This is a genomic window from Streptomyces sp. NPDC088794, assembly GCF_044750545.1.
GTDB lineage: Bacteria > Actinomycetota > Actinomycetes > Streptomycetales > Streptomycetaceae > Streptomyces.
Window position 1 is genome coordinate 177,986 of the sequence record NZ_JBIVKB010000004.1, and the last position, 18,173, is coordinate 196,158.

The 18,173-nt window shown below is 72.3% G+C and carries 13 protein-coding genes; 6 read left to right on the forward strand and 7 right to left on the reverse strand.

Annotated features, from left to right (window positions below; genetic code table 11):
- The first annotated feature begins 50 nt into the window (after nucleotides 1-50).
- A complete protein-coding gene (locus ACIP6U_RS13320; protein ID WP_401715915.1) occupies nucleotides 51-326 on the forward strand; it encodes a DUF4031 domain-containing protein in 276 nt (91 codons plus the stop codon).
- Here the strand turns inward: ACIP6U_RS13320 and ACIP6U_RS13325 are convergent.
- From ACIP6U_RS13325 to ACIP6U_RS13340, 4 genes are all read right to left on the reverse strand, one after another.
- A complete protein-coding gene (locus ACIP6U_RS13325; protein WP_401715918.1) occupies nucleotides 247-4,992 on the reverse strand; it encodes a caspase family protein in 4,746 nt (1,581 codons plus the stop codon). The two genes, ACIP6U_RS13320 and ACIP6U_RS13325, sit on opposite strands and share 80 nt — an antisense overlap.
- 16 nt (nucleotides 4,993-5,008) lie before the next feature.
- A complete protein-coding gene (locus ACIP6U_RS13330; protein WP_401715921.1) occupies nucleotides 5,009-5,413 on the reverse strand; it encodes a hypothetical protein in 405 nt (134 codons plus the stop codon).
- Between the two features lie 123 nt (nucleotides 5,414-5,536).
- Nucleotides 5,537-6,598 (reverse strand): GNAT family N-acetyltransferase, encoded by a 1,062-nt coding sequence (locus ACIP6U_RS13335; RefSeq protein ID WP_401715924.1) that lies wholly within the window; start codon nucleotides 6,596-6,598, stop codon nucleotides 5,537-5,539.
- A 10-nt stretch (nucleotides 6,599-6,608) separates the two neighbouring features.
- Complete coding sequence (locus ACIP6U_RS13340; protein ID WP_401715927.1) at nucleotides 6,609-7,277, reverse strand: hypothetical protein; 669 nt, start codon at nucleotides 7,275-7,277, stop codon at nucleotides 6,609-6,611.
- 95 nt (nucleotides 7,278-7,372) lie between these two features.
- On the opposite strand from ACIP6U_RS13340, the gene ACIP6U_RS13345 reads away from it, so the two are divergent.
- Nucleotides 7,373-8,044 (forward strand): maleylpyruvate isomerase family mycothiol-dependent enzyme, encoded by a 672-nt coding sequence (locus ACIP6U_RS13345; RefSeq protein WP_401715930.1) that lies wholly within the window; start codon nucleotides 7,373-7,375, stop codon nucleotides 8,042-8,044.
- 220 nt (nucleotides 8,045-8,264) lie between these two features.
- A complete protein-coding gene (locus ACIP6U_RS13350) occupies nucleotides 8,265-8,966 on the forward strand; it encodes a copper homeostasis protein CutC (protein ID WP_401715932.1) in 702 nt (233 codons plus the stop codon).
- Nucleotides 8,967-9,187: 221 nt separating this feature from the next.
- Here the strand turns inward: ACIP6U_RS13350 and ACIP6U_RS13355 are convergent, their stop codons facing one another.
- Nucleotides 9,188-11,254, reverse strand: a complete 2,067-nt coding sequence (locus tag ACIP6U_RS13355) for a HelD family protein (RefSeq protein WP_401715935.1) — start codon at nucleotides 11,252-11,254, stop codon at nucleotides 9,188-9,190.
- Nucleotides 11,255-11,540: 286 nt separating this feature from the next.
- Here ACIP6U_RS13355 and ACIP6U_RS13360 point away from each other — a divergent pair, with 286 nt between their 5' ends.
- Complete coding sequence (locus ACIP6U_RS13360) at nucleotides 11,541-11,732, forward strand: hypothetical protein (protein ID WP_401715937.1); 192 nt, start codon at nucleotides 11,541-11,543, stop codon at nucleotides 11,730-11,732.
- Between the two features lie 27 nt (nucleotides 11,733-11,759).
- Here ACIP6U_RS13360 and ACIP6U_RS13365 read toward each other — a convergent pair whose 3' ends face one another.
- Nucleotides 11,760-13,406: a DNA repair helicase XPB gene (locus ACIP6U_RS13365; protein WP_401716966.1), complete on the reverse strand. Its 1,647-nt coding sequence runs from the start codon at nucleotides 13,404-13,406 to the stop codon at nucleotides 11,760-11,762.
- A gap of 172 nt (nucleotides 13,407-13,578) precedes the next feature.
- On the opposite strand from ACIP6U_RS13365, the gene ACIP6U_RS13370 reads away from it, so the two are divergent.
- Nucleotides 13,579-14,106: a hypothetical protein gene (locus tag ACIP6U_RS13370; protein ID WP_401715940.1), complete on the forward strand. Its 528-nt coding sequence runs from the start codon at nucleotides 13,579-13,581 to the stop codon at nucleotides 14,104-14,106.
- A gap of 416 nt (nucleotides 14,107-14,522) precedes the next feature.
- On the opposite strand, the gene ACIP6U_RS13375 is transcribed toward ACIP6U_RS13370, so the two are convergent.
- Nucleotides 14,523-17,057: a helicase-associated domain-containing protein gene (locus ACIP6U_RS13375; RefSeq protein ID WP_401715943.1), complete on the reverse strand. Its 2,535-nt coding sequence runs from the start codon at nucleotides 17,055-17,057 to the stop codon at nucleotides 14,523-14,525.
- A 119-nt stretch (nucleotides 17,058-17,176) separates the two neighbouring features.
- Between ACIP6U_RS13375 and ACIP6U_RS13380 the strand changes: the two genes are divergently transcribed.
- The gene (locus ACIP6U_RS13380; protein WP_401715945.1) at nucleotides 17,177-18,148 is read left to right on the forward strand and encodes a hypothetical protein; all 972 of its coding nucleotides are present in this window, start codon (nucleotides 17,177-17,179) and stop codon (nucleotides 18,146-18,148) included.
- Nucleotides 18,149-18,173 lie beyond the last annotated feature (25 nt).

Here is an 18,173-nt window from a genome sequence, read left to right on the forward strand (position 1 = left end):
CCCGTGACGATCTGCGTGCGGGCGTCCGTGACGGTCCGGGTGAGGCGCCGGTGACGATCTACATCGACCCGCCGACCTGGCCAGGACACGGCCGCATGTGGTCCCACCTGGTCAGCGACGTCTCGTACGACGAACTGCACGTGTTCGCCGAGGCGTTGGGGGTGCCGCGGCGCGCCTTCGAGCGGGACCACTACGACCTGCCGTCGCATCGGTACGGGGATGCGGTGGGGGCGGGGGCGCTGGAGGTCAGCAGCCGGGAGGTGGTGCGGCTGCTGACGCAGGCGGGGTTGCGGCGGCCGAAGGGGCGGGCGGCTCCGCCGGGGTGAACCAGGTTTCGGCTTCGTGGCGGATGCCCATCGCCGTGGCCTTCTCGGCTGCTTCGCGCAGGGATTTTCCTGCTCGCATGGCTGTCAGGGCGAGGGTGACGAGGGAGATCGAGAGGTCGTCGTTGGGGTCGGCGACAATGGTGAGTTCCCCAGGGCCGGTGTAGGAGAGTCCGTCGAAGAGATCGTCCTCCAGCCGCCGTTCGTCGATCCACTCTTCCCCGGGCGGCAGCACGGTGTAGCCCAGAGCGGTGAGGGACGCGGTGATCTCGTCGCGGCGTCGGCCGGTGTGCTCGGCGGCGGCGCGGACGACGTCAGGGGAGATGGGGCCGAACCCCTCGGGTGAGCTAAAACCCCCGTAGTACAGGACTTGGACGTCCTGGTCCCGCAGCGAGGAGACGGCCTTCGGATCGAAGGCAAAGCTGTACCCCATCGAGGTGAGCCGGGCGACCGTCTCGACCAGGGATACGCCAGTTCTGTGAGCGGCCGATGCGACTCCCGCCAAGGACACCGGGCGGCTCACGTCGGTCAGTTCGGCGCTTGTGCCGAGAAAGGTGATTTCCTCGCGTGAAGGCATGTGTTCGTCTTCGGGCACGTCCGGAACTTGGTACCCGAGCTCACGGAGACGGTCTGCCAGGATTCGCGCGGGCCGGCTGAGGCGGCGGGCAGCCGACGCGATGTAGTTCAGCGTCACGTCCCGGTCCACGCGGGGTTGTTGGGACAGCAGAGCTCGGTCGTCGTCGGTAAGTTCCGGGAGCTCCACCGCATTCGGCGGCAGGGTGAAACACATTTCGTCCAGGAACTCTCTGACGAAGTGGAGGGGTAGATCCGTTGTGCGGGCCACCGCCGTCAGTTGTGCCGCGCACACCTGTATTGCCTCGTCGGACGAGGGCGGCGTCGCGTAGGACAGCCAAAGACTTTCGACGACACTGCGCTCCTCCTCGCTCCAGTGTTCACGGACGGGGAACTCGGCCGGCACCGTGTAGCCCAGTTCCCCGAGCCGCTGCGCGGCCCACGACGTGGTGCTGACCGCCCGCGCCGCGCTCACACAAATCTGGGCCGCTGATAGATCCGTGCCGGGAGCCAGCCAGCCGCCGAGACTACCCAGCGACTGGAGCATCGGTAGATCGGAGTACTCAGCCGTGGCACACCCGAGCAGCGGCTCTACGCGGTAACCCAATGAGGTCAGCCTTTCGGAGACCTCTGCCGGCGAGCGCTCAGTCCGCGAACTTAGCCGGAAGGTTTCCGCCGAACTGATGGGAACGGCTGGATCACGCCAGCGGGCCAGAGCCATAACACTCATCAGTCCGGTGTCGGCCAGTTGCTGAGACGGGGAGTAGCCGCCGTTCGCGCGACTCGCCACCGGGCCTTGCAGCCAACTGTTGCGGCCGTAGCTCCACGTGTAGAACCCGTCGTTGTTGAGGAGCGCGAGATCCGACGGTCGGGCCCATCTGGTTTCGGGGCGATCGACCACCGGTAGCGTTACCGGCCCGCCGAGTCCGGCACCGTACAGAGCACAGAGGCGCCAGCGGAGGACGGGCAGTGGCATGGTGAGGAAATAGGAGGCGAGCCTCGACCGATCCGGGTGGTCATAGTGGCCGGTCACCAGAGGCAGCAGATCGTCGTCATGCGGGAAGAAGCCCACCTGGCCGAACGGCGCCAAAACATCGTTCTGAAATCGCCAGGGAAGGTCCGCCCGCTGTGCGTGCTCGGTCACTCGGTCGGCGAAAGCCACGGACCACTCGCTCGCCTCGTCCAGCCAGGTGGAGTCCAGCAGTTCGGTCCCCCGCACGGTGAGACTTGGAATGGCGGCGGTCATGCGCTTGTCGACATGTTCGTGGTCGTAGGAACGCACGTTCTTGCGATCGACAGTGAGTTCCGGAGCGTGCTTGCCGGTCAGATCGGTAATGGCGCCGTAGACCTTTTGCTCGTACTCGGTCTCGGCCAGCAAACCGTCGGCAAGCAGGATTCCGTCGCTGGCGATCCACCACACGCCCGGATCGTCGGTCGGAACGCACAACACGTCACCTTTGCGGGTGTGCAAATAGGGCGCGTAGATCTCCAAACTCTCGACAGACAACTGCCCCGGCGCCCACGCCCGCACCCGCGCCCCATGCGTAGCAGACGTTCCGTACGGCGCCACCCACAGCACCTTCTCCAACGCCCCCACACACGAGACGGACCGCCGCTCCTTGCTGAGAAGCAACTGGACCGTCGTCCCGGAGTCCTCCCCCGGCCCCACATCCTCCACCCGGAAGAAGTTCCCCGGCCCGGCGATCGTCACCCGCAACCGCCGCCCCGGCCGCCCGTCCCGGCCCATCCGGCAGGTGCTCACCACGATCTCGTCGGCGAGCATGAAATAGCTGAGCACTCCGATGCCGAAGCGGGAGTTCGGGTGAAACTCCAGTTTCGGCTCGGGCAGTTGGGCCCAGTCCGCCTGTTCCTCGACATACTCGGGCAGGTCCACGAAGCGCGCGCCGCCCTGGGAGAAGACCGTGCTGAGTTCGGTGATGCCCATGCCGATGCCGTTGTCGCGGCATTCGAGATAGGCCCGGCCGTCGGAGCGGACGCCCTGGACGAACTCGATGCGGCCCTCCCAGTCCGCGACCGTCCGGCCCGTGCGCCGCAGGTACGTCGTGCGGCAGTCCCGGTAGCGCAGGGCGTCCAGCGCGTTCTGGTACAGCTCGCGCACCGCCAACTCGCTGTCGCCGTACAGCTCTTCGCCCATGAGGAGTTCCTGCACCCGGTCCTCTGCGAGCTGGAAACGGATGCCGTCGGAGAGCTGGTCGGGGGTGTTGCCGTCGAGGCGTACCCGGCTGCCGTCGGCGTAGGGCGGGAGCGTACGCAGCGGGGCGAGGGCGGCGATGTCGCCGCGGTTGATGTCGCGCAGCAGGACGTCGACCCGGGCCGCGTGTTCGCGCAGGGCGACCTGGACCGCGGGGTGGGTGCACACGGCGTTCAGGGAGCGGCCGAGCCCGGAGACCCGCCAGTCGGAGCGCCGCACGGTGTCCAGCAGGGCGGCGAGGTCGACGCTGTCGTGGACGCCGAGGTGCTCGACCACGATCTCGGGCAGGTCGACCGGGTCGACGGCCATCGCGTAGGTGGCCTTGACCAGCGCGGTGACCAGGGCGGTACGCACCTCGTGCTCGTCGCCCGTGCTGGCGGCGACGACGTCGTGGTCGTCCGGCACGCGCGGTCCGTCGGGCTGCGGGACGGTGGTGGAGCGGCGCATGGTGAACGGCGCGGTGCGGTGGGCCCGTAGAAGTCCCGCGAGGCGCTCCGCGGAGACGGCGTCGGCGACCCAGGAGGGGTGGTCGGGGGCCGCGGTCACCTCGCCGAGCAGTGCTTTGAAGCGTTCGGCGGTGTACAGCTCGGGCTGCTTGATGAGCCAGCGGTGGAAGAGCCACCAGCGGATGCGGCGGACCGGGGCGTCGGCAGCCTTGCGGTGTTCCAGGGCGCTGAGCCGGCGCTTGAGACGGGGAAAGCCCTGCGCGAACTTGTCGAAGCTGTGGTGGTCGGGGCCGTCGACCGCCGCGTCCGCGGTGAGCACGCCGACGCGCTGTGCGGCCTCCTGGGCCCAGAAGGTCTGGGCGACCAGGGGGAACAGGAAGGCGAGCGCGGCTTCGGTCGGCGAGAGCCGGACCTCCTTGGTCAGCTGGCCGACCAGGAACGCCAGCCGTTCGTGGGCGCGTTCGGCCAGCTTGCCGTCGTGCCACGGGTCCTCGCTCAGCGTCCGTACGGCCTGCTGGTAGGTGGCCGCCAGGCGGCCGGCCAGCTCGCGGCAGACGTCCTTGACGGTCTCCCGGGTCGGGCCCTCGGGGGTGCGGTGCCACGGGTACTCGTCGACGTCCCGGACCCAGGCGTGGACGCCGGTCCGCCGTTCGGTGCCGGGCAGCAGAGGGAAGTCGTGGCCGTCGGCGTCGGTCTCGCAGGTCACCTTCACCTGCTGCGGGAGGCTCGGCTTGCCGTACGCCCGGTGGTACGCATCGACCCGCTCCTGCACCTGCCGGGAGAACTCGCGCAGGCCCAGCGCGTGCGGATCGCCGGTGATCACGTCGGCGACGGCCCGGGAGAAGATGCTGAACGACTCGCCCTGCTGCGCCCCCACGTCGTGGCCGGGCCGGACGGTGTCCGTGTCCCGGACGAAGAGGGCGACCTGCGGCTTGGCGCAGGCGTGGACGTAGGCGACCTTGCGGCGCAGGGTGCCGACGATCTCGGGGGCCTTCCAGGGCCGGGTGCCGGGGATCGACTTGGTGTCCGGGGCCCGGCCCTCGCGGCAGGCGTCGATGAGGAAGACGACGTGCTGCGCGGGGGACTTCTCGACCTCCTTGTGCCAGCCGATCTCGATGCAACCGTCGGTGAACGGCTCGGCGTCGGGCGCGTCCTCCGGTACGAGGTAGTCCTTGCCCTCGATGTGGATGCCGTGCCCGCTCAGCACGATGATCAGGGTGTCGCCGGTGCGCGCGTCGGCCAGGAACCGGTGCACGGCCCCTCGCACGGTGTTCTGGGTGATCCCGCGGCGGTTCTCCAGGACGTCGGCCTGGAAGCCGCGCCCGGTGAGGACCTCGCGCAGCCGCTGGAGGTCGTCACGGACGAAGGGCAGGTCCCCGTAGCCGGGGATGTCGGAGTAGTCGCTCGCCCCGACGAGCAGGGCCTTGTGCTGTGGCATGGGCGACGCCGCCCGTTCAGGCGGGCCGCTTGAACGTCAGGGTCAGGCTCCGGCCGCCCTGCACCTGCCCGGAGCCGATGAACTGGACGCCTCCGCCCGCGGTGACCTGGAAGGAGAGCTGCGCCTCGGCCAGCGGGAGCGGGCCGCCCCGGTCGGCGACTTCCTGGAAGACCTGCTGCAGGGCGTCCACGGCGTCGGCGAGGTTCCTGCGCAGCGGGCCCAGCGGCACCGCGTGCAGTACGGCGTCGCCGTCGCGGTTGAACAGGCCCATGGTGTCGTTGCTCCGGGCCGCGAGCGCGATGTCCTCCTCGGTTGCCTCCACCCAGAACGGCAGCGTCCGCTCGTCCACCGGTGCCTGGACCGTACCGTCCCCCGTGACGTCCCCGGTTCCCCCGACCCGGTCCAAGGCCTGCTCGCTCATGCCGTCTCCGTCCCCCTCGGTGACACCGTCTATGTCATCGTCTTCTGATGGAAGGACAACTGTAGTTCCGGCAGGGGCGTTTGCGGTCGGTGATGAGGTGACTCGGTCCGGTACGCGCCGCCATCAACGCAGTTCGAACGCCAACCCCTCCTCGTCCGCGCTCACCCGCGTGTACCCCACCCGTGACACCACCGCCTGGGACGCCAGATTGTCCCGGTCGATCGTCGCGAGGAGGGCGTTCACGTCGTCCCGGGCCAGGGCCCACTGGGAGAGGGTGCGCAGGGCCTCCGTCGCGTAGCCGCGGCCGCGGGCGCCTTCGACGAGGTCGTAGCCGACCTCCGCGCGGCCGTCCTCGTCGGGGACGCCGTGGAAGCCCATGCCGCCGACCGCGAGACCGTCCTCGCGGACGAGGACGAAGAGGCCGAACTCGGGCCGGTGCACGCCTGCTTCGTAGGCCTTGAGAACCATTCCGGACGCTTCTCGGGTGCCCGAATAGGGGCCGCCCACCACCCAGTTGAAGCCGCCGTCGCCGCCCGCCACCAGGTCGGCGACGGCCGCGGGGGTGGCGCCTTCGAGGGTGAGGCGGTCGGAGTGCAGGACCAGGTTGTTGTTCCAGCGCCATTCGGTGCGCAGGGCGCGGCCGGGCAGGGCGATGCGGCCGGTGGCGTGCAGGAGCGTGCGCCACGGGTCGGGGTCGGGCTGGACGTGCGGGAAGATGCGCGTGACGACGAACTCGGCCAGCGCGGCCGGGGGTTGGTACGGCAGACCGAGGCCCTCGGCGATGTCGTACGTGTGCACCAGGATCTCCGCCATCCCCATCGCGGCGAAGCCCTCGCGGTTCGCGCTGCGGAAGGGGTACGGGTGGAAGGCGCGGACCTCGCGCGGGGTGGTGCGGAGCGTGGCGGCGAACAGGGCGCCCGTCGTCTCGATCACCTGCACGACACCCGCGTTGTCGATGTCGTCCTCGGGCACCACCTCGAAGGGCACGTAGGCGTCCCGCGCGCGTCCCGCCAACTGCCCGGCGTACGCGATCAGATCCTCGGCGATGTGGAACGCCGTGCGCCGGCAGTCCCACTCGAGACCACCGGCCGGCACCGACTTCCAGTCACTGCCCAGCGCCATCCGCAGCGTCGCCACACAGCCCGCGACGGCTTCTTCCACCCGTTCCACGCCCCATTCACGCATGGTTCGCAGATTAGGTGGCCGGGTCCGTCGTGGTCGACAGCATTTCCAGCTCGGCGGCCAGGTTGTACCGAGCCGTCGCCTCCCATTCCCGCAGGCCGTAGGGGGTGCGGAACAGCCCCGGCAGATCGAGGAGTTGACGCAGGATCGCCGAACGGCCTTCCCTGAACGCCTCGTTCGGCACGAAGTGGTACTCCTCGCGGACCTCCGCCGTGTAGGCCGCGTACGCCGACGGCGGCGCCGCCAGGATCGCGAGGTCCGCGTCGGACAGGACCGCGCCGTTCGCGTCGGCGGGCTCGGGGGCGTGGGTGACGGTCAGGCGGACCAGGCGGGCCACCTCGGCCGTCCCGTCCGGCGACACCCCGGCCTCGGCCAGCGCGCGCTCCGCGAGCCGCGCCGACCGTTCCTCGTTCTCCGAGCGGTCGGGCAGGTAGACCGCGTCGTGGAACCACGCGGCCAGGCGGACGAGGTCCGGGTCCTCGGCGTACTCCGCCAGTACGTCGATGTGGTCCAGGACCTCCGTGAGGTGCGTGAGCGTGTGGTAGCGGCGCTGCGGCTCCTGCCAGCGGGCCAGCAGGTCCTCGGCATAGGGGAGAGCGTCGGGGAGCGGGTCGGGGCCCGCGGCACGGGCGCCGTCCAGGGCACGGGACCAGCGCAGACGGAGGGCATCGAGGTCGGCCATGGCGCCATTGTCCCCGGGTTCCCCCGATCTCCCCACGCCCTCCGACTCCCCACGCCCCAGTGACCCCGCGCCGGTGCGCCCCCTAGCGTGGAGCCATGACTGATCCATACCAGGTACGGGACCCCGAACTCCCCGGTCGGCTGCTGAGCGTCGAGCGCGACGACCTCGTGCCGCTGCTGCGGGCCCGGTCCGACGCGGACTTCGCGCTGCCGACGGTCGGCTGTCCGGCGTGGACGGTGCGGGAGGTGCTCGCGCACTGTGCGGCCGCGTTGATGCGGGTGGTGGAGAGCCGCTTCGAGCAGGGTGTCTTCTCCCCGGAGGCCAACGACCGGGACATCGCCGAGCGGGCCGAGTGGACGAACGCGCAGGTCGTCGACGAGTTGGAGCGCGGGATGACCGAGGCCGGGCCGGTGATCGCCAAGGCCGGCGGGGCGCTGGACATGATCGCGCTGGGGGAGTGGGTGCACGCCGGTGACGTGCGCGAGGTCCTCGGGGCGCCGGGGGCGTACGCCGGGTCCGGGCTGCCGGACGCGCTCACCCTGCTGGTGCGCGTCACCCGGGAGCGGGAGCACCTCCCGCTGCACGCCGACCTCGACGACGTGGACGAGCCGCTGCGCCTGGGCGCCGTGACCGCGCCGCGCCCACCCGCGCGCTACATCGGCGAGGCCGCCACGCTCGTACGGCTGTACGCGGGGCGGCCGGTGGCGGCGGGAACCTCGTACGAGCTCGCCGGGGCGGAGGAGGGAGAGCTGAAGATCTTCGGGTGAACGGTCAGGGACTTGTCGTTGACGGGGCGGCGTCTTGCCGTTGACCGGTCAAGGTCTTGCCGTGACCGGATTCAGGCGCTCGCCCCGACGACTTCACGTGACGAACGTGACAAGCGTGACGAGGGCGACGGGGCGATCTCGCGGTCCCCTGCCTGCCCGGCTACCCTGAGATTGGACTAGACCTGTAGCCGCTCCAGGGGAACACGACGGAAGGGGTCCTATGAGCACGCGTGCAGTCCTGGAGGTGATCGCCCTCGACGTCGAGGACGCGGTCGCCGCCCAGGCCGGAGGCGCGGACCGCCTCGAACTGATCACCGACATGGCGGCCGACGGGCTCACCCCCTCGGTGCGGACCTTCGCCGGGATCCGGGCCGCCGTCGACATCGATCTGCGCGTGATGCTGCGACTCACCGACGGTTTCGCCGCCGGCCCCGCCGAGGACGTCGAGCGGCTGGTCCGGATCGCCCTTGAGATGCGGGACGCGGGCGCCGAGGAGTTCGTGCTCGGCTTCCTCGACGCTGGGGGCGGGGTGGACCTCGGGGCCGTGGAGCGGCTGGCCGGGGAGCTGGACGGGTGCCGGTGGACGTTCCACCGGGCCATCGACCACGCGGCCGACCGGGCCGCCCTGCGCAAGCAGCTCGCCGACCTGCCCGGCCTCGACACCTACCTCACCGCGGGGTCCGCCGCCGGGGTCGACGACGGCCTGCCCACGCTGCTTGCCGAGGCGGCGCACCGCGGGGAGCCCGGGTACGAGCCCCGGCTCCTCGTCGGCGGCGGCCTGCGCCTGGACCACGTGCCCGCACTGCGCGCCGCCGGTTTCGACGCTTTCCACATCGGCGGCGCGGCCCGCCCCGCCGGCTGGGACGAGCCGGTGTCGACGACGGCGGTCGCCGAGTGGCGGGCGGTGCTGGACGGGAAGTGAGCGGACGGTACTGAACGGGACGCGAGCGGGCGGTGGCCTGCGGGTCAAGCGACCTCTCGGTCGGGTGACTTGCCGGTCGCGTGAGCCCTCGGTCAGGTGGCCTGCCGGTCGAGCGACCTCTCGGCCGGGTGACTTGCCGGTCGAGCGACCTCTCGGTCAGGTGGCCTGCGGGTCGCGTGAGCCCTCGGTCCCCCGACCCCACCGGTCAAGTGAGCCCAAGGTCAGTCGAGTTGCGCGGGCAGCGCCCCCGCATGGGTCACGATCAGCCCCGACACCGCCCGGGTCAGCGTCACGTACAGGCGGCGCAGGCCGGTGCGTTCGTCCGGTTCGCCGTCGACCACCGCCCGCGGTTCGTCGAGGACCACGTAGTCGTACTCCAGGCCCTTGGCGAGGGACGCCGGGACCAGAGTGAGACGGGTCTCCGCCGTCGTCTCCTCACCCGGGGCGAGGTACGACAGACCCGCCGCCGTCAGTGCCTCGGCCAGCTCCGGGATGCGCGCGTCCGCCGCGATCAGGCCCGTCGAGCCCTCGTGGGCCAGCAACTCCTCGCAGGCCGCGACCACTTCGGCCGTGCCGGTGACCGGGCGGAGCGCGAAGAAGCCCGGGTTCTCGCGGACCGACGCCACCGGGGTGAGACCCGGCGCGATGTGCGGGAGCAGCCGGGAGGCGTACGTGATGACGTCCGTCGGCACGCGGAAACCGGCCGTCAGCTCCTCGATGACGCCTTCCGCCTTGCCCAGGTGGGCCAGCGCCTCGTCCCAACTCCGCGTCGCCCAGGGCGTGGTGCCCTGCGCCAGATCGCCCAGCACGGTCGCGGAACCGGTGGTGCAGCGCCGCCCCACCGCCCGGTACTGCATCGGCGACAGGTCCTGCGCCTCGTCCAGCACCACATGCCCCAGCGAGTGCGTGCGCTGCACGAGATCCGTCGCCTCGTCGATCAACACCGCGTCCGCGGGCGCCCACTTGGCCGCCTTCACCGACCGCACGGGCCTGGCCCACAGGATCGTCTTGCGCTCGTCCTCGGTGAGGATCCCGTCGGAGTGCGCGGCGAGGAAGTCCGCGTCCGTGAGCAGCCGCAGCACGAGCTTCGCCGGGTCGACCGGCGGCCATACGGCCTTCACCGCCGCCTTGACCGCGCTGTTGCGGGCCACCGCGTCCTGCACCCGGTCGTCCGGCGCCTCGCCCGACCGCTCCATCTGCACCAGCACGGCGTGCGCGATGCGCTGCGGCAGGGCCTCGCGGGCGGCGCCGTAGCGGATCCCGCGCTCCAGCAACTCCCGCACGATGTCCTCGAGTTCGTACGCCGGCACCCGCCACCGGCGTGACCCGCGCACCACGACGACCTGCTCCGTCGGCATGGTCACGTGGGCGTAGACGGCCCGGCGCAGCACCTCGGCCATCCGCGCGTCGCCCTTGATGATCGCGGCCGCCGCGTCGTCCGTGCCCCGCACCTCGACGCTCCCCGCGACCAGGTCGTCCACGGTCGCCTGCCGCACGCTCAACTCGCCCAGCGCGGGCAGCACTTGCTCGATGTAGTGCAGGAAGGACCGGTTCGGCCCGATGACGAGGGTGCCGGTACGGGCGAGCCGCTCGCGGTGGGCGTAGAGCAGATAGGCGACCCGGTGCAGACCGACGGCCGTCTTCCCGGTCCCCGGCCCGCCCTGCACGCACACCGTGCCGCCCAGCCCGCTGCGCACGATCTCGTCCTGCTCGGGCTGGATGGTCGCCACGATGTCCCGCATCGGACCCACGCGCGGGCGCTCGATCTCCCGTTGGAGCAGCTTGCTGGTCCGCGCGGCCTCCGCCGGGTCGGAGAGGTGCTCGTCCTCGTACGCCGTGAGGTCGCCGCCGGTGTACCCGAAGCGGCGGCGCAGCGCGATGTCCAGCGGGTCCTTCTTGGACGCCCGGTAGAACGGCTGCGAGACCGGCGCGCGCCAGTCGATGACCATCGGGTCGCCGTCGTGGTCGTGCACGTGCCGGCGCCCGATGTAGAAGCGCTCACCGTCCGCGCCCTCCGCCCGGTCGGCGCCGGGGGAGTGCAGGTAGTCGAGGCGGCCGAAGAAGAGCGGGGTGTCGCTGAGGTCGGCCAGTGCCTTGATGCGGTCGTCGATCTGGCGGGACAGCACCTCGGCGTTGACCCAGTTCGCGGTGACGTCACTGATGTCCAGCGACTCGACGTCCTCCCGCATGGCGCGCAGCGCGGCACGGGAGGAGGCGAGGTGGGAACGCTCCCGGGAGAGGGGGTCGTCGAGCGGGGGGTCGAGAGGGTCGTGGGCGGGCGTGGACAAGGGAGTGCCTCCGAGGGACTGCTGAGCGAGTGGCTGCGGGAACGCTGATGCCGACCGGTTTCCGTCCGGGCGGCGGCACTCCGAGGAGGGAGGCGGGGAGGAGCGGAGATTCTAGGTCGGACAGGCAGGAGGAAGCCAACGAATAAACGGCACCGCGTCCATCCCCTAGGGGATGCTCCCCTCCTCCCGTGGGGGAACGGGTCGCCCCACAGTCGTACGAGATGACGACCGCGCTTCGCCCCCCAGACCGATGCCCTCCTTACGTGCCAAAAGCCACCATGGAGACATGAGCGCAGCAACCTTCACCCCAGCCCCCGCCCCCCGGCCGCCCCGCGCCAGCGGTGCCACGGCCGTCGAGGGCAGCCACCCCCACCGCGTCGGCAACGCCCTGCGCGCGATCAAGGTCTTCGCCGGCGCCGCCTTCAGCGTCGTGATACTCGGCGAGTACGGCGAGGAAGCCGGCATCCGCCGCAAGTGACCCGGCGGCCCCCTTCGGGCAGCCCGGTCAGCTCTCCTCCGCCAGCAGCTCGTCCGCGTCCATGATCCGGTACGCGTACCCCTGCTCCGCCAGGAACCGCTGCCGGTGGGCCGCGAAGTCCTGGTCGAGGGTGTCGCGGGCGACCACGGAGTAGAAGTGCGCCTGGTGGCCGTCGGCCTTGGGGCGGAGCACCCGGCCGAGCCGCTGCGCCTCCTCCTGCCGCGACCCGAAGGTCCCCGACACCTGGACGGCGACCGTCGCCTCCGGCAGATCGATGGAGAAGTTGGCGACCTTCGAGACGACCAGCACGCTGATCTCGCCCTCACGGAAGGCGCCGAAGAGCTTCTCGCGCTGCGCGTTGGAGGTCTCGCCCTTGATGACGGGGGCGTTCAAGTGCTCGCCCAGTTCGTCGAGTTGGTCGATGTACTGGCCGATGACGAGGATCTGCTGACCCGCGAAGCGCCGCACGATCGCCTCGGTGACCTTGCGCTTGGTCTCCGTCGTCGCACAGAACCGGTACTTCTCCTCGGCCTCGGCCGTGGCGTAGGCGAGCCGTTCGGAGTCGGTGAGGTTGACCCGGACCTCGACGCAGTCGGCGGGCGCGATGTACCCCTGCGCCTCGATCTCCTTCCACGGCGCGTCGAACCGCTTCGGACCGATCAGCGAGAACACGTCCGACTCACGCCCGTCCTCACGGACCAGGGTCGCCGTCAGACCGAGCCGGCGCCGCGCCTGGAGATCCGCCGTGAACTTGAAGACCGGCGCGGGCAGCAGGTGCACCTCGTCGTAGAGGATCAGACCCCAGTCACGGGAGTCGAAGAGTTCGAGGTGCGGGTAGACGCCCTTCCGCTTCGTCGTCAGCACCTGGTACGTCGCGATGGTGACCGGGCGGATCTCCTTGCGCGTACCGCTGTACTCCCCGATCTCCTCCTCGGTCAGCGAGGTCCGCTTGATCAGCTCGTGCTTCCACTGCCGGGCGGAGACGGTGTTGGTGACGAGGATGAGGGTGGTCGACTTGGCCTGGGCCATCGCCCCGGCGCCGACCAGCGTCTTCCCGGCCCCGCAGGGCAGCACGACGACACCGCTCCCGCCGTGCCAGAAGTTCTCCACGGCCTGCTTCTGGTACGGCCGCAGCGCCCACCCGTTCTCGTCCAGCTCGATCGGGTGCGCCTCGCCGTCCACGTACCCGGCGAGGTCCTCGGCGGGCCAGCCCAGCTTCAGCAGCGCCTGCTTGATCTGGCCGCGCTCGGAGGGGTGCACGGCGACGGTGTCGGGGTCGATCCGGATGCCGACCAGCGGGGCGATCCGCTTGGAGCGCAGGATCTCCTCAAGCACCGGCCGGTCGGTGGTGGTGAGCACGAGCCCGTGGGCCGGGTCCTTGCTGAGGGTCAGCCGCCCGTAGCGGTCCATGGTCTCGGCGACGTCGACGAGCAGCGCGTGCGGCACGGGATACCGGCTGTACTGCACGAGGGCGTCCACGACCTGCTCGGCGTCGTGCCCGGCCGCCCGCGCGTTCCACAGCCCGAGCGGGGTCACGCGGTAGGTGTGGATGTGCTCGGGCGCCCGCTCCAGTTCCGCGAACGCCGCGATGGCCCGGCGGCACTCGTCGGCCTGCTCGTGGTCGACCTCGAGGAGCAGCGTCTTGTCGGACTGGACGATCAGCGGACCGTTCACGTACGTACATCCCTTCGGCACGGGCCAAACGTCCAGTGTGCCTTACCGCCCCCTGTTCGGGGTGGGGTGCGGCTCACACCCGATATGCCCCCTGTGCAACCCCGAGCCCCCGCCGACTGTCTTGACCGGCGGGACCCGCGTGCACACGCGGGTCGGGGAGGAGCGTGGGGTGATGTCGGTACGCAGGTGGGGGACCGGCCTGGGAGCCACGGGTGTGCTGGTGGCGACGGGCGCGTGGGTGGTGCTGCCGGCGGACGTGGACGCGCGGCTGTGGGGCGAGGTGCGGCCGGCGATCGAGGCCCGCCTGGTGGCCGACTCGGCGGGCACGGGATATCCCTACCGGGGCGCACGCTGGTTCTGCCGCGCCGAGCCCCTCGACCTCGCCGAGCACGACGGCGTCGTCCGGGCCGGGGTGAACACCCTGTGCCTTGAGTACGGCACCCGCGCCGGCGCCCTCCTGGAGTGCGCCGGCGCCGCGATCCCGCAGGTCGTCCGCCTGAAACGCGATTCCGACGGCACGTACCAGGTCACCTCCCGCGAGGAACCCCCGGACGGCGAGGGCTACGGCGACTGGCTGGCCGCCCACTTCAGCCTCGCGTCAGAGCCGACCACGGCCGACTCCGTGCAGCACGCCCCCTTGGCAGCCGCAGCCCGCACCCACTTCAACCTCCCGGCGAACGCCCCGATCAGGGACTGCTGAACGCCTGGCCGGGGGCCTGCGAACGCCCGACCAGGGACCGCTGAACACCCCGCCGGGTCAGTCCCCGTCGTCCGCCGACTTACGCCCCCGGCGGCCCGGTCCAGCGGAACTGCCCGCCTCCCGTCGGTCGTGCCCGCTGCGGCCGACCGCGACCGCACCCCGCCCACCCGCGGACGCGCGTCACCGCTCCCCTCCTCCGCTCCCGGGGCACCCGGTCCAGCGGGCCCGCCCGCAGGGCGACCGCGCCCACCCCCGCAACGCCCCGCTTACTCCGCCTGGCCCCGCCGACGGACGCGCCTGTCGCTCCCCGCCTCCGCTCCGGGGTCGCCCGGTCCAGCGGGCCCGCCCGCAGAGCGACCGCGCTCACCCCCGCAACGACCCTCGCCCCGCCCCACCCCGACCGCGGACGCGCCCCGTCAGTCCCCGTCGTCCGCCAGTTCCGCCACCCCCGTCACCCGGTGCAGCGGGTACGTGCGTACCTCGTCGGCCGTGTGGTCGTAGGCCGTGACGAAGCCGCCCTCGACGCGGATGGGGGCGATGACGCGTTGGCTGGCGGCGCCCTCCGCGTTGACGTAGCCGATCCAGAGGGTCTCGCCGGTGAGGACGGCGGCCTGCATGGTGGCGAGGGTCTCGGCGGCGGTGGTGCGGGGGAGGGCGCCGCCGGAGACGGGGGCCGCGGACGGCTTGCGCGGGGTCGTGGAGGCCAGGTCGCCCGCGCGGATGGCGCGGATCGCCGCCGACAGGAGCGTGGCGTCCGGGGTGGGAGGGCCGTCGCGGACCGGCTCGGGGGCCGTGCGCGGCGGGGTGCGGTGGGCGTCGGCGCGGGTGATCAGTACGTCCCCGTCGGCCGACTCGGCGGCCGGCGCGAAGCCCATCGCGCGCAGCCCGTCGAGCAGCGCCGCCGGATCGGCCTGGGTGGCCAGCACGGTCGGCGCGAGGCGGCGCAGCCGCAGTCCGGCGGCCCGCTTGTCGGCGAGGATCTCGTTCAGCACGGCGTCGTCGTCGCAGCGCACGTACGCCGAGGCCGCCCCCACCCGCAACCGGCCGTGTCTGCGGGCCACGTCGTCGATCAGATACGTCAGCGGCTGCGGCACCGGCGTCCGCGAGTGCGCGGCCAGGAACGCGTGCAGGTCGCCGGCCGCGCGCCCGGCGTCCAGGGCCCGTCGTACCGAACCCGGCGTGAAGCGGTACACCGTCGCCCCGCCCTTGGACTCCACGTCCGCGAGCACGTCCAGCATGTCCGCGAGCGGACGTTCCAGCGGTCCCGGCGCCACCGCGGTCAGGTCGGCCTGGAGCAGGACGTGGTCCAGCGGCTCGGGGAGGAGGGGGGCGAGGAGACGGATGGCGGCGGCCGAGGCGGTGGCCTGCTCGGCGGGGGTGAGGGGTTCCAGGGGAGGGGGCGGAGCAGGGGTGTGGTGGTGGACGGGGAGTCTGTCGCCCGGGACCTCCGGCAGGGTCTGCGACGGCGAGGGGGCCGGCGCGCCCAGGAGCGCCCGGCCGTGTGCCGACAGCGCGCCCCTGCCCGTCACGCCCAGCATCTCCGCCTCCGACAGCGTCCACCGGGCGAGCCGGGCACGCAGGTCGTCGCCGGGCTGGGGGCCGCGCGGCGGGCGTTCCCAGCGCAGTCGGGCCAGCACGGAGTCGGCGGCCGGCGCGGCGCCCTCCGGCAACCCGGCGAGCAGGCTCAGCACCCGGTGCCGTACCTCCGGCGCCGCCGAGCGGTCGAGCCCGGGCCCAAGCGTCGCCAGCGAACGGTCCTTCGCGTCCCGCCCCCCGACCAGACCGGACGTCCGCGTCGCCGTCAGCCACGCCTCCGCGAGCCGGGCCCACCGTTCGGCGGCCGGCCGCTCCAGCCACTCGTCGTAGGCCGGGGTCGCCGCGTACCGCTCGTCGGCCTCGCCGTCGGACGCCAACAGCCCGGCCGCGTAGGCGAGTTCGACCCAGAACGCGGCCACGGGCTCGGGCAGGTCGAGGGCGACGGCGGTCCGCTTGAGGTCGCGCACGCTCAGTCCGCCCGCCCGCAGCACGGCGGGCCCGCCCTCGTGCCAGTCCTTCAGCAGCTCCGCCACGGTCGCGAGCGCGGTGTACGCCTGCCCGGCCGCCGCCGCGTCCACAACCTGTGGACGGTGCACGGCGGTCGGCTCCACCGCCGGCGGCACCGGCTCGGTGGTGCGGTGCGCATGACCGCCGCGCAGATGCAGGGCCACCTCCCGGGGGAGTACGACCGTGCCGGGCGCCGTCGGCAGCAGCAGCCCGCGATCCAGCAGCCACCGCAGCCGGGGCGCCGGATCCGCCGTGACCTGCCCGTACGGCGGCCCCCACACCAGCCGCGCCAGCACCTCCAGCGACTCCGCCGGCGCCTGCTCCAGCAGCGCCGCCATCCGCGCGCGGTCGCCGTACAGCCCGGTGAGCGCGGCCACCGCCGAGACCGCGTCGTGCGTCGAGGGCAGCCCGGCCGCGCCCACGATCTCCTGGATCCGCCCCGGCGACATCCCCGCCGTCGCCTCCGCGACCGTCGGCCCGAGCCCCGTCGGCGACGGATGCTGCGGCGAGGGCGCCAGCAGCTCACGGGCCGTACGCACCAGCCGCAGCCGGTCGTCGCCGCCCCACACCAGGGCCTGTTCGCGCAGCGTGCCGAGGGCGTGGGGCAACGCTTCCACGACGGCCGCATCCCGCTCGTCCCCGGCCATCAGCCCGAGCAACTCCGCGTACGACGCCGGTTCCGCCGCCACCGCCAGCGCCTCCGCGGTCTGCAACGCGAACCGGTCGAGACGCTCCAGCGCGCGCACCACCGAGGCCCGCGTGCCGGCCCGGGTCGCGAGCTGCGTGAGGTCCGTGGGGACGGGCGTGATGAGATCGGGCCGGGCGCGCAGGAGCGCGCCGAGGGAGGCGTCGTCCCTGTGTCGGAGCGCCTCCGCGAGAGAACGGGGCGGTGTTGCCGGATCGCTCATCCGACCTACGGTAGGGCAATCCCGGTCGGTACGGCTCTTGCGGGCGAGGCGTGAACCCGTCCCCACGAGGTACCTTCGTCCAACGGGGATTCAACGGCGCCCATCCCGGAGGGACTTCGTTGGGCATCGAGAGCGACCAGGTCGTCTACGAGTATCTGAGCCGCGTCGGCGACGTCGCGCACCAGCGCCAGTTGCCGTCCGGCACGCGCATGCGGCTCGTCTCCGAGCTGCGCAACGAGATCGACCGCAGCCGGGCCAAGGTCACCGTCGACAGCCCCGCCGCCGTCCGCAAGATCATCGACCGGCTCGGCAGCCCCGACGAGGTCGTCACGGCCGCCGGCGGCACCGGCTCCACGGCACCCCAGGTGCCGAGCGCCCACGTGCCCGTGCAGCGCGACGACGAACCCGAGCAGCGCCCCAAGGGCCTGCGCCGCGTCGTACCGCGCCCCCGCCCCACCGAACCCGCCCCGGCCGAGCCCTCCGACGCCCCCGCCCCGCCCCACCTCGCCAGCGCGCAGGAACTCGGGGACAGCGCGCTGCGGCCCGACTGGTGGCGGGTGGGCAGCACGCCCCTCGACGACAGTGTGCCGGGGTTCGTCGGCGGTGTGGAGATCCCGGAACTGCTCAAGCCCCCGCCGCCGAAGGAGGAGGAGAAGCCGAAGGAACCGGTCCTGGAGAAGGCACCGGTCGTCGAGCAGGTCGTGGTGGAGCCCGCGCCGAAGGTTCGGCGCCGGTTGATCCCCCGCCCCGCGGTCGGCTGGAGCAACCCGCTGCTCCTGCTCGCCGCCGCCCTGCTCGTGGCCGGCGCGATCCTCGGCAACCTCTTCGCCCTGCTTCTCGGCTGGGTCATCGCCTACGCCTCCCGCCGCCTCACCCCGAACGAGTCCAAGTGGGCGGTCATCGGCATGCCCTCCCTCGCCCTCACCGCCGGCATCGTCTGGCTCTGGGGCCGCAACGAGGGCCGCTGGGGCGAGCCCATCGCCCAGGACCACATGAACGACGCGATCTCCGAGACCTGGCCGTGGGTGATCCGCGGCGCGGCGGTCCTGTCGGCGCTGTTCCTGGTCTGGCGCTCCCAGCGGAACCGGTAGCCGTCCGGCGGCAGGACGCCGACGG